Genomic DNA, 12,926 nt, shown 5'->3' on the forward strand with positions numbered 1-12,926 from the left:
CTACAGGAAATGATGGTTTTTTCTTGCGAGGGTAGCCTTCTTTCCTCTTCCCTCTTTCTTCTTCCTTCTTCCTTCTTCCTTCTTCCTTACCTTTGCTATACAAGACCGATGCTACCGGACATGATATCACTTAACCAATCGGCTACTTGACGACCGTTCCACAATCCACCATCTGGTGATTTTTCACAGAGAACTTGCCACAGTTGGGCTTGCTGTAAATCTGTTAATATTGCCTCCTGCCCTTGGTTGTGATGTTGCCCGTCTCCCAAACTTTTTGTGCCCCATTTGTTGTAGCGTTTGACTAACTGATAAATCCAAGTTCTACTGTCACCAGTGACATGGGCCACTTATCATGGTGTTTTTCCTGTCACTAATAACCAAATTATTTGGTAATGGGTACGTTCGGTGACATTTGTCGCCTGGCGATCATGAACCAGTAACTCTTGAGCACTTAGGTAGTTGGCGTTGGCGGAGCAAGTGCGGCAGCTATATCGCCATCCTTTTGGCTATCAACTTTGAATACCTCTACTGTAATGATTTTGGCTTTATTATAAGTGATCATCCGAACATGATATTAATTCGATATAAAAAAATTTTCATCTTCACGAGCGCCATTGCCAAATATTTCTAGAACTCCCCATCCCCATCTCCCACATCACACCCAAGATACTCAAAAGTTACTTTTGCTTTGCCCGTAGCGCTATATTGCTGCACTCAAAAGCAGATGAATCTAGTTGTTAGATTCACCTGCTTTCAAGATTAATAATTCTGACTAATATAAAGTTTGAGTTAGAACTTAGAACAGAGGGTAGTGGTGTAGAAGTAGTGATATCCAAAACAAAGTCAAGTAGTCAAGGGAATATGATTTATTAAAAACTAAGAATTTAAGGTACTTTCTGTTAAGAGTTAAGTGTTCCTTATTCCCTACCTTGCTCCCTAAATCACTTGATTTAGAGGATTACCCGACCAGATCAACATGACTGTTAAGATTAAAGCCAGATTCATTTTCGAGAATAGCAATAACTTTGTCACCATTAGCTAACAATTGACCTTGTTCATTAAAGCTCAAATCACTCAGACTACTAAAACCATAGTGAAACCTATTAATACGAATTCGATCTCCTTCAGAAGCAGTGAAGTCAAGAATCTTGTCAACACCACTAAAGGCATCAAAACGCTCAATGAAAGCAAATATATCAGCACCACCACCACCAATTAAAACATCACTATCTTCAAAGCCTTGCAGAAGGTCGTTACCATCTCCTCCTAGGAGCAGATCGTCCTGCCACCCACCTCGGAGAGTATCGTTGCCTCCACCGCTATACAGGTAATCATTACCACCAAGACCTCGCATTAATTGATTGCCGGAGTTGCCGATGAGAACATCATCACTACCTTCTGAACCGTCATTGTCTGTTTGTGAACCCAAAATCTCAATTTGTTTTAAGGCATCTCCTACTTGATTTTTAGAGATATTTTCTAGAATGGCAAGATCCCGATCGCCAAGAGTAATAGTGAGAGCATTATTAGTTTCTGAATGGGTAAAGTTTAAGCCTAAGGAAGGATCGGAGTTATCACTAATAGCATCCAAATTCTTTTTCCATATCTCAATCTTATCTCCTTCAGCAGGAGTGAAGTCCAGGATGCGGTCGGGAGAAAAGTTGGTTCCATATTGATTGAGACTAAAAGTATCAGCACCAGTACCACCAATTGCAGTGTCACCTTGTTGAGAGGTAATGATGCTATCGCCACCATCTCCTCCTAGTACAACATCCCTACCTCCAAATAATGCGATGTTATCGTTGCCTGCATGACCATAGACATACTGACTACCAGCTGAGTCGCCGATCTTACTGCTGGTTTCCTCATTGTTGATGACAATTGTGTTGTTTTCTTCTCCAATAAACTCAATTTGTTTTAAGGCATCTGCAACTTGATTTTCAGAGATATTTTCTAGGATAGCAGCCTGCTGACCAGCAATAGAAATAGTAAGCTTATTATCAGTATCAGAATAAGTCGCATCAAAGTCTACAGATGAATTGCTATCGTAATATTCTTTTACATCAATCTGAATCTTATCCTCAGAAGATGTAAAGTCTGTAATTGTATTTTTCCCACTAGAGAGCCTGAAAGTATCTTGACCACCATTACCAGTTAGATTATCGTCCCCTTTTCCACTAATAAAGATGTTAGCCTGACCATCTCCTGTGATATTGTCATTATGATCGCTACCAATAATGTTCTCAATGCTGTTTAACGTGTCTTTGGTACCGAAGCCATCATCATTGTTCCCCCCATTCTCTAAGTTAATAGTGATACCTGATGTAGAGTCCATATAGTTTGCTGAATCAGAACCATCACCACCAAAAATACGGTCGTTACCTTGTCCAGCCAAAAACTGATCGTCGCCCTTAAATCCATACAGCACATCATCATCAGCTGTATATGCTGCTGCTGGTGTTTCATAGCCATAGATAACATCACCAAATTGTGTCCCGTAGGAATAATCAGAATTATTGCTACCCTTGATATCAAATCCGGAATAGGCTCCCAGAACCAGAAATTTGTTTGTTCCTAAGTTTTCGATATCTTCAGGTGCAATATTCAGTTGTGTATTACTTTTGTAATCTTTGGCACCACTAGAATCAAGAATTAATGCGTTGCGTTCAAGAATATCAAACCAGTTTGACTGAAGTTTGCCGTTTGAATTACCTTCAAGATTATTAAAGTCATTAGATAGTTGAACAGTTGCAATCGTATCAGTTTTGTCTGTATCCTGAAAAACCTTTAAGAGATTGTTACCAGTGTTATTTTGATCAATGTAGATATCACCATCCGATGGTAGAGGAATAAATATGACATCCTCGGTAGGGTTGAAGTCTGTAATGGTGGCAGAACCTGTGTCAGCATCACTTGCGCCTTTTTCAACTGGGGCTGTAACGTTATTTGAGGTAGCTTTGGTTACATCAAACAGCATTGGCACGATTTCTTTGGTGATTTTGCCAACAGTCCCCAAGCCGGGAATAACTGTGAAGAGTAAGTCACTAACGTCTCCTGCCAGGCTTAAACCTAGATTTTTCCAGTTAAAACCTCCTCCTGTAGTAACGGGGTCATTATTTGCCGGGGTGGTAGCATCTCCCAAAAAGAAGGTATCAGCATTTGCACCACCTTTCAGTGTATCGCTTTGGCCATTAGTTAGACGACCTGTGTACAATAAGTCATAGCCGATTCCTCCGTCTAGATTGTCAGTTCCTTCTCCACCATGAAGTGCATCATTACCGATTCCTCCCTCAAGATTGTCTCTTCCGTTTCCACCATGAAGTACATCATTATCCTCCTCACCTCTGAGAGTATCATTCCCGTTCAAGCCTTGAATAACGTCGTTTCCTTTTCCTCCATTAATTTCATCGTCGAAAGTACCATCCCAGTGCCTTGAAGAAGTCTTACTATTGTTAATGCCATGATACCAAGTATAGCTCTGTGGCTGTGCGCCGGTAATGTTGTTATCACGATCGTTGCCATTAATAGTAGAGTAAGAAAGAAATTCCTTCACATGAACGTTTTTATAGTCCAAGCCTAGAGCTTCCCTCTCTTTCCTGGTTTCATGTATTATGGTATTACCAGGATCGTGCCGATGAATATTATTTGAAAAGTTTGTCTGCCAGTCTGGCATAGTGTGGGGGTTTGATTGCTCCATAATTCGGAGTGCGTAGCGACCTGTAAAGTAAACTTTCGATACTTGTTCATTAAAGACAGTTTCTGCCATGTTTTTTTCTCCTTCAAATATAATTTTTGTTGGCATTGGAAAGATGTTTTTTTCTTTCCCTCTGTAATATCACTATCGCTGAAATTTTCAGAAAACACAATACGGAAAAGTTCAGTTTTGGTAATGAGTTTTTCACATAACCAAAACTGAACTTTTTTGAGGTAAATTGGGACAAGACAATTAGGTTTACCCAAAAATAAATCTGCTTATAATCAAGTCTAGACTTGATATACAGAGATTGCTTGGTAACTTCAAATAGATTTTTGAATTAATTTATGAGTAAGTATTTTGGCGTAGATATACGACAAATATCGTAGAATTTTATTCAGGAAAATTCAGTTTTATTCAGTGGTTGAAAAAATCAACAAATAAATTATTGTATTGTCAAAGTTTTTAGTCGATCAAATTTAACTTCTAAATTCAGTGAAGCCGCATAGAAATCGCCATTTCACACATCACGCCCAACATATAAAAAAAGATATAAAAAGTGACTTTTGCTTCGCCCGTAGCGCTATATTGCTGCACTCAAAAGCAGATGAATCTAGGTTAGATTCACTTGCTATCAAGTTGAGGAGTTTAAATCAAAATTTGGAATTAAGTTATCTACTGTGAAGTTTTAGTTAAAACAAAGAAACGTGACTATTAGGATCAAAGCCAGATTCATTTTCGAGAATGGCAATCACAGAGTCATTAAACGACAATTCATTTGAGTTATTATCATACGCGAGATCTGACAGACTGCTAAGACCATCAAAATGGCTTGTCAAGATATTAATCTGATCCCCTTCAGCAGCAGTGAAGTCCATAATGCTATCGGGAGCAACATTCCTTACCCATTGGCCACCAGAAAAATACCCTCCGGCAAAATTATAGAGAGTAAAAGTATCAGCACCAGCACCACCAATCAAGATGTCAGCTTGTTGAGAGCCATCAAGATAATCGTCACCATCTCCTCCTAGTAACACATCCTTGCTACGCAATGCTCTGAGACCATCTTGGCCACCACCACCATAGATATACTGACTAGAAAACGAGCCACCGAGACCAGTGTTGTTGTCATCATCGCCCATGACAATTGTGTTGTTTTCTTCTCCAATAAACTCAATTTTTTGTAAGGCATTTGCCACTTGAGAATTAGAGATATTTTCTAGAATAGCAGCATCTTGACCAGCAAGAGAAATAGTAAGGGTATTAGTCGTATCAGAATGAGTCGCATCAAAGTCTACAGATTGATTGTTCTCGTAATATGCTTTAACATCAATCTGAATCTTATCTTGAGAAGGGTTGAAGTCTGTAATTGTATTTGTTCCACTTGAGAGGATGAAAGTATCTTCATCACCATTACCTGTGAGAATATCGTCTCCTTGTGCACTACCTAAAACGTTAGGTTTATTGTCTCCTGTGATCTCATCATCATAGTCACTACCTATGATGTTCTCAATGCTGTATAGCTTATCTTTGCCACCGAATCCATCGTTGGCGACTTCAACATAGGTATTGTTTGGTTTATTGGTTAAATCAACTGTAACGCCAGCAGTAGAGTGTATGTAGGAAGAAGTGTCTAAACCATCATCTCCTTTGATAATGTCAGCTCCAGCTCCACCTAAGAATACATCATCACCATTAAATCCTCTCAACTGATCGTTATCTACTGAGGCTGGGTCAGATTGTATGTCATCATTTGGATCGAGGTTATACCCAGAAATTATATCACCGAAGTTGGTTCCGTATTGGTAGTCTATACCACCCTTACCCTCTAATTGTAGACCCGAATAAGCACCTAGAACAAGGAATCTATTGCTTCCCAAGTTTTCCAGATCTTTACTTTCGATAGGTAAAGTTGTCCCATTGTAAAGTCCCTGGGTTGCACCATTAGAATCAATAATTAAGGCATTATCTATCAAAGTCTCTCTAATAGAGGTCTGACCAGCCCTGCTGATTGAGTTCGTTCCTTGTCCAAAGATATCTGATGGAGTCGCTAACTCAAGAGTTGCAAAGGTCTTGTCGCCATCTTCACTGTTATACTTAAAGCTTAATGTACTGGTAGTGTTGGTGTCCTCTGAGATAAAAACATTTGCCTTTCCCGTAGGAGCTAGGGGAATAAAAACAACGTCTTCTCGGGGATTAAAGTCTTTGATAGTTGCATAAGTTCCAGTCTTAGGTAGTGGCACTGTAGGAATTGCACTAGGATCTTCTATCCCTCCTACAATGCTTTTGCCTATATCGAATACCATTGGGACGACTTCTTTAGTCAGTTTGTTCCAACCGAAATATTGAAAAGCTAAGTCACTAACATCTCCAGCTATACTCAAACCGAGGTTTAGCCAATCAATACCAGTAAATTTAGCTTTGCCCGGGTCCTCTGGTTCTTGTGGTTGTGGAACCTCACCCAAGAAAAAGGTGTCTGCATTTGCACCTCCATGCAAGTCGTCACTCTCTGTTCCAGTCAAAAGACCAGTATAGAGTAAATCTTGACCAGCATTCCCTTTGAGGGTATCAGTTCCCAAACCGCCACGGAGAACATCACTGTCCCCACCACCAAGTATACTGTCATTTCCCTCATTGCCCCAGATCTCATCGTTGCCAGCATTCCCTTTGAGGGTATCATCTCCGTTATGACCTCTGATTACATCTTCGCCCGCTCCCCCAGAAATATCATCATTTGCTTGTGTTACTTTTATTTCGAAGCCATTAGGATCATCACTAAATAAATTAGCATATTGATCGATTAGAGGAAAGGCAGTAGCATTCATATCACCATTACCATCAATAGTATCATTAGTATCTGAGCCAATAATCTTACTGTAGTAATACCACCTCGAATTTGCGCTCCGAGCCCCCGCCTCTGGTTGGAAGTCATTATTGAAAGACCCTGAAATATTTTTAGTGCCCATGTCAGTCAAGTCTGGAGCCGATGAATCCAAAGAACCGCCGGGGCCGAAAACTTCATCCCATGTCACTACTACCTGATCCGCCATAGTTCTATCCTCCGTAATGGGTGTTTTTGTTGTTTTTGTTTAAAGAGATTGTTCTCTTTCCATTGTTAATATCACTATCGCTAAAATTTTCAGAAAACACAATACGGAAAAGTTCAGTTTTGGTAATGAGTTTTTCACATAACCAAAACTGAACTTTTTTGAGGTTAATTTGGACAATAAACTTAGATTGGCAAAAAAATAAATCTGCTTATAATCAAGTCTAGACTTGAAATATACATATTTTTTAGTAACTAAAAATTGATATTCAATTAATTTTGTATAGGTATTGATGACTAAGTTTTTTGGCGTAGATATACAACAAATATTGTAGAGTTTTATTCAGGAAAATTCAGTTTTATTCAGTGGTTTAAAAAATCAACAAATAAATTTCCGAAAAATTCAGTTTTATTCAGTGGTCGAAAAAATCAACAAATAAATTTCCCACAGAGGTGGCTGTTCAGCATTTCAGCGTAGATGTCCCACAAATACAATAAGGGACAATCCATCTGTATAGCGCGTAGCGCTAGGGAATAGTAGACTGTCAAAGGATTTCAGGATTTATAAATATCCTAACCTTAATGCGTAACGCTATAGAAAGGAGCGATCGCTCTAATTATGCACCAACACAGTATAACTACAAAAAAAAGCAGATGAATCTAGCTGTTAGATTCACCTGCTATCGAGTCGAGGAGTTTAAATTAAAAATTAATCAGGACTTACGCATGAGGTAGGAAAAACTAGGATTTGAGATTGCTATCCGTTCCAAACTGCTCCGCAAACCCTGTCCGTCGCAATGACAAAAATACTTTGTACTGCGTAAGTCCTAATTAAGTGTAAATTCTAAGATTTACCCAACGACACCAGAAGTTAAAAGTCAGATTTGAATGGTTTAAAAGTATAGTGAATTGGTATAAATACTGATGATATCAAAAGCGATCGCGACTTTCCTAATATCCTGTGGGATATTGGCAACTGACGGAGAGTTGTCGCGGTCTCGCTGAAGGTTGTCGAGAGTTGGAAACCGCTGTTACTTATACCAGTTTGAAAAAAGAATGTTACGAATAATAAGGGCGATAAAAAGAATTTACATGGGATGTCCATTTAACTGAACATATAAGTTATAAAATAATAAATGGCATCGAAGCTATACCTTAAAGCAGATCGAGGAACTACAGCCATTCCGATTATTTTTATCAGTGCCTTAGATGGGTCTTGGGATAAAATCAAAGGTTTTTCTGTGGGTGGGAGTGACTACATAACTAAACCCTTCAATACATTAGAAGCGATCGTTCGTATTGAGCATCAACTGCAAATTCGCCAGATACAAGAGAAAATGATTGGACTTGAGGAGCAAGGTCAGGTAACTCCTGACCAGACTGTTGCCTCAGAGTCAAAGCAGATTCTGATGGTGGATGATGAACTCAAAAATTTAGCCCTATTGACTGATTTATTGGAAGAAGAAGGGTATCAAGTCTGGCAAGCAGATAGTGGCTCGGAGGCATTAAGAATTGCCGAGATGGTATTACCGGATCTGATTTTGCTAGATATTAATATGCCAGATATAAATGGCTACGATGTTTGTCAAAAACTGAAGGCAGATGCCAAGACCAAACTTATCCCGGTGATTTTCGTGAGTGCTGTGGATGAAGCCTGGGATAAAGTGAAAGCGTTTTCTGTAGGTGGTAGTGATTATGTGGGTAAACCTATTGATATAATTGAATTAATGGCTCGCATGAGATATCAATTGCAAATTTGGAGTCATTATAAATAATATTATGTCCGGTTTAATAGTTATAATTAGAGCTTGTAGTTGGGCTTTAGCCCCAATACACATATTTCATGGGCTAAAGCCCAACTTCAAACAAAAATTTTTTTATCACTGATTATCTGGACATGATATTATTATATTTTTAGTTAAAAATTTCAGATTATAAAAGCTAGATTTAAGTATCGTACAAAAAAGCTCAAAACCAAGGAGATTCAGACAATACTGACCCAGTATGTGTAGACGGATAATTAGTGATGAACAGCACTTACGCATGAGGTAGGAAAAACTAAGATTTGAGATTGCTTCCCTGTCGGTCGCAATGACGAAAATAGGTTGTACTGCGTAAGTCCTGATGAAAAAACTTTTGTATCCTGATCGATTATTTTCTACTAACTACTGACTCCTGTCTCCTGTATCCTGACTCCTCCCTAATCATTTATAACTATTTAACCGGACATGATATAACAATGAAAAGACGAGATGTATTGCGTTTAGGAACATCAGCAGCATTGGGATGGAGTGCAACTTATGCACTCAAAGCCTGTAGTCGTTTTTCCTCTTCTTCATCTGTTAAATTATCCCTTGAAGAGACTCGCGGTTCAGAATCAGCAAGCGTCATCGGAACCGATGCTTACCACTTTCTCAAAGATGTAGCTAAAACATTTTCCGGCATGACTCTACGATTGATTACAGAAGACGTACCCAGCGCACAAGTCGCTTGGGAATTAGTTCAAAAAGAATTTATTCCCCTAACGGGAATCAAAGTGCAATGGGAGCTATTACCCCTCGAACTTGTTTTGGGAAGAATCGAGCAAGACATTGCCAGAGAAACCGGAATCTACGATATCATGTATTGCGATCGAGATTGGGTCGGTCGTCTTGCTAATATTGGGATCGATCCCAGAGCGTTGCTAGAGAACAGTGAACTACAATATCCTAACTACAATTTTGAGGATTTTTTCCCGTCTTTGGTTGCTAATATGGCTTCCTATCAAGGACGGTTGATAGCAATCCCCTATGACATTCCCATATTTATTATGTTCTACCGCCGAGATATTTTTGAAGAATTGGGGTTGTCCGTCCCAACAACAATGACAGACTACTTGGCAACAGCACAAGTAATTAACGAAGCCAAAAAACCTCAAGTTTATGGAACAGCAGGACAGTGGAAGGCAGGGCATAACAGCTTGCTTTGCAATATGACCGCTTGGTTGTGGTCCCATGGCGGGTCGTTTTATCATGCGGATGGAACGCCAGCCATTAATGACGAGTGGGCGATCGCTGGAATGGAATATTTACTGGATCAACGACAATATGCTCCTCCTGAAGCCTTAACCTGGGATTGGTATGGGGAAGCAGAAGCGTTTCGCCAAGGTCGAGTAGCTATGTTGATTTCTTGGGGAGAGTGGTTTCCATGGTTTGAAGCATCGCCGACATCTCAAGTATCAGGACGAGTTGCAACCGTCCCATGTCCCCAAGAAATTGCTCTGCGTTCTCCCAGCGAATGTGCTTTTGGGGAAGTTCCGGGTATCAGCCATTGTGGAGGAAGCAGTTTGTTACTCTCTCGCTATAGCAAGCAACAAGAGGCAGCATGGGTATTTTTGCAATGGCTCACAAGTGCAGACACCATGACCAGAGTGGCAATATTGAGCAATACCAACGGCGTTCGTCGCAGTACCTATAGCGATCCTCGATTACGAGTTGGCTTTGGAGGGCAACCTCATGTTATCAAGTATTTTGATGTGACTCTAGATGCTATTGAAAATCGTATGGGAGTAGAACCCCATCTTCCTAAATGGATCGATCTTGGTTTCAATCGCTTTCCCGTGGAACTTGGAAAATTAATGACCAATCAACAGAGCATTAAAACTACTTTGGACAATATGGCGCAAGCAGCCGCCCAAGTAGCACAAACCCTATAATAGACTTATTGCAAAAGTTTTAATTAAATCAATGTAAGACATGAAATAAACAATTTTCTCCCCCCTATTCCCTATTCCCTATTCCCTATTCCCTGACTAATGAAACTTATCCCTCGAAATATTCGTCCTCTAAAATACTTCTTCAAGAATTACAGCTTACGCTATCAACTGTTAGGCTTATTTTGCTTCATTTCTCTAACTCCTCTTGCCGGCTTTGTTTGGTGGAATCACCAAACCACACGAAGGGCTTTGATTAAATCGGCTAATCAATCCCTGAATGCTGCTGCTTCTCAAACTGTAGCAAACATTGATGCGTTCGTTAGTGCCAATTTAATGGCAATTGTTACCGAAGCGCAACAAGAAACCCTTGCCTCCTATTTGAAAACTGCACCAAGCACTTCTCCTGCCCTAAAAGAACAAGTCCTCAACACCCTAAATACCTTGATTGCCAAAGATAAAATATTTTTAGTGTCTTCGGCTATTCTTGATACCAATGGGCAGAATCTGCTTGATACCCACTTTCCTCAGATCGGACAAGATGAGTCAGAGCGCGACTACTTCCAAGTTACTCTAGTAACAGGAGAACCTTTTGTATCCAACGTAGAATTTTCTGAACTTGATGGCAAGCCTTACTTGTACTTCAGTCAGTCAGTCCGCGATCGCGAAACTGGAAAAGTCGTTGGAGTGTTACGCAGTCAGTACAGCGCAACCAAACTCCAACATATCGTGTTGGAAAATAATAATTTAGCTGGTTCTTTTTCCTTTCCCATTCTGCTCGACGATAAAAATTTACGCTTGGCACAAGGATATAGAGATGATGGCAACCTACCGGAAGAACTTCTATTCCAATTTCTCGCTCCTCCAGAAGCTGACACGATTCAGGAGTTACAGGCAATTTATCGCTTGCCCCCTTCCATCCCTAACGCAACTAAACTTACCAAATTTGATGAATTTGCTGCGAATTTTAGCCCCGAGCGCCCCTACTTTGATACTATTCTTTCTGAAGAAAAGAAAGTAAAATATGCTGGAGCGCTAGAAGCTACCCAAACCATATCTTGGAAGGTCGCTTATTTGCGACCGAAATCTGTTTTTCTCCAACCCATCAAAATTCAAACCCGAAATAACCTCCTCCTTGCTTTTGGAACGACAATTGCTGCAATTGGCGTGGGATTTGGCATGGCACATGTTATTTCTTCTCCCATTGGCAGCTTGACAATGATTGCCAGGCAAGTTGCCGATGGTAATTTAAACGCTCGTGCAGACATCGGATATGGCAATGAAATTGGCGAATTGGCTCGTACTTTTAATACCATGACCCACCAACTTAAGGAGTCTATCGAGTTACTGGAACAACGAGTACAAGAGCGAACAGCTGAACTAGAAGAGCGAACTGTCGAGCTTAGATGTGCCAAAGAAAAAGCAGAAGTGGCTAACCAAGCTAAGAGCGAATTCCTTGCCAATATGAGTCACGAGTTACGCACCCCCCTCAATGGCATTCTCGGTTATGCCCAGGTATTGAAGCGATCGCCCGCTTTACCCGAAAAAGAAAAAGAGCAAGTCGAAATTATGCACAAATGTGGCAACCATTTGCTGGGCATGATTAATGACATCTTAGATTTAGCCAAGATTGAAGCGGGCAAGCTCGACTTGATTCCAAAATCAGTTCATCATCGGTTACGTGTTCCTCCACCTCAACATGGGGAGTCTGACCCACTCGAACAAGAAAATTGGAAAAAAAACTGGATTTAAAAGTTAAATTTCTTCAAGCTCCATACCCAGAGGCTGAAATTGAAGTTTGGGGAATGGACGAGCATCGTCTTGGGCTTCATCCGGTATTGCGTCGAGTTTGGGTTTCACAAGGAGAGCAGCCAATTGGCGACCTGAGACAAAAATATAAGTGGATGTGGTTGTATGGGTTTGTACACCCGATTGGCAGGAGAGACTAAAAGAGTGGATTCTACCCCATGTCAACACAAAAATATTTAATCAAGTTTTAGATGATTTTGCCACTGAATATGGTCTGGGAAAGAATAAAAGAGTTCTGCTGGTCATCGATCAAGCCGGTTGGCATACCAGTGACAGCTTGAAGATACCAGAGGGTTTGGATTTAATCTATTTACCTGCCAAGTCACCAGAACTACAACCAGCAGAACGTTTGTGGCCTTTAACTAATGAAGTTGTGGCCAATAGCTCTCCCCTTTCTTTAGATGAACTTGAAGAACTATTAGTCTTTCGGTGCCAACAACTAATGAAACAGCATGATTTAATACAAGGACTAACTGGACTTTTGGAAAAAAGTAAAAGATATTTACCTCTATTCTAGAATTAGAAGAGGTTATACCTGAGTTTATCCCCAGATCACCCCTAATATCAAATCCGGTAGCATCGGTATAAAAAAATTAAACCTGATAAATTAAGGGATGAATAGTAAGAGTTGGGCGATCGCCATGCCGAGATTGTTAAAGCTAGAACCACACAAAAGTATCGAAGAG

At 40.2% G+C, this 12,926-nt stretch carries 8 protein-coding genes; 5 read left to right on the top strand and 3 right to left on the bottom strand.

The genetic code is table 11. From position 1 onward, the window contains the following. Positions 1-95 precede the first annotated feature (95 nt). From F6K13_RS03630 to F6K13_RS03640, 3 genes are all read right to left on the bottom strand, one after another. Positions 96-347, bottom strand: a complete 252-nt coding sequence (locus tag F6K13_RS03630) for a hypothetical protein (RefSeq protein WP_287245112.1) — start codon at positions 345-347, stop codon at positions 96-98. 611 nt (positions 348-958) lie between these two features. Beyond that, positions 959-3,766 carry a calcium-binding protein gene (locus F6K13_RS03635; RefSeq protein ID WP_161565071.1) on the bottom strand — a complete coding sequence of 936 codons (2,808 nt, stop codon included), beginning with the start codon at positions 3,764-3,766 and terminating at the stop codon, positions 959-961. Positions 3,767-4,386: 620 nt separating this feature from the next. Further along, entirely contained in the window at positions 4,387-6,744 is a 2,358-nt protein-coding gene (locus F6K13_RS03640; RefSeq protein WP_161565070.1) for a calcium-binding protein, read from the bottom strand. A gap of 578 nt (positions 6,745-7,322) precedes the next feature. On the opposite strand from F6K13_RS03640, the gene F6K13_RS03645 reads away from it, so the two are divergent. The 5 genes from F6K13_RS03645 to F6K13_RS03665 all read left to right on the top strand — a co-directional run bounded on the left by F6K13_RS03645 (position 7,323) and on the right by F6K13_RS03665 (position 12,757). Beyond that, entirely contained in the window at positions 7,323-7,475 is a 153-nt protein-coding gene (locus F6K13_RS03645; protein WP_161565069.1) for a hypothetical protein, read from the top strand. 401 nt (positions 7,476-7,876) lie between these two features. Then, positions 7,877-8,515, top strand: a complete 639-nt coding sequence (locus F6K13_RS03650; RefSeq protein WP_124155427.1) for a response regulator — start codon at positions 7,877-7,879, stop codon at positions 8,513-8,515. A gap of 464 nt (positions 8,516-8,979) precedes the next feature. Beyond that, positions 8,980-10,434, top strand: coding sequence for an extracellular solute-binding protein (locus F6K13_RS03655; RefSeq protein ID WP_287286832.1), 1,455 nt, complete (start codon positions 8,980-8,982; stop codon positions 10,432-10,434). Between the two features lie 249 nt (positions 10,435-10,683). Then, entirely contained in the window at positions 10,684-12,183 is a 1,500-nt protein-coding gene (locus F6K13_RS03660) for a hybrid sensor histidine kinase/response regulator (protein ID WP_287286834.1), read from the top strand. 148 nt (positions 12,184-12,331) lie between these two features. Then, on the top strand, positions 12,332-12,757 hold the full coding sequence (locus F6K13_RS03665; RefSeq protein WP_375340653.1) for a transposase: 426 nt from the start codon (positions 12,332-12,334) through the stop codon (positions 12,755-12,757). The last annotated feature ends 169 nt before the right edge of the window (positions 12,758-12,926 follow it).

The sequence above is a fragment of the Okeania sp. SIO2B9 genome (assembly GCF_010672505.1).
GTDB lineage: Bacteria > Cyanobacteriota > Cyanobacteriia > Cyanobacteriales > Microcoleaceae > Okeania > Okeania hirsuta.

Bases quoted from the DNA above. Each gene is read 5' to 3' on its own strand.
- F6K13_RS03635 (WP_161565071.1), bottom strand. From the start codon at position 3,766: ATGGCAGAAACTGTCTTTAATGAACAAGTATCGAAAGTTTACTTTACA.
- F6K13_RS03640 (WP_161565070.1), bottom strand. From the start codon at position 6,744: ATGGCGGATCAGGTAGTAGTGACATGGGATGAAGTTTTCGGCCCCGGC.
- F6K13_RS03645 (WP_161565069.1), top strand. From the start codon at position 7,323: ATGCGTAACGCTATAGAAAGGAGCGATCGCTCTAATTATGCACCAACA.
- F6K13_RS03650 (WP_124155427.1), top strand. From the start codon at position 7,877: ATGGCATCGAAGCTATACCTTAAAGCAGATCGAGGAACTACAGCCATT.
- F6K13_RS03655 (WP_287286832.1), top strand. From the start codon at position 8,980: ATGAAAAGACGAGATGTATTGCGTTTAGGAACATCAGCAGCATTGGGA.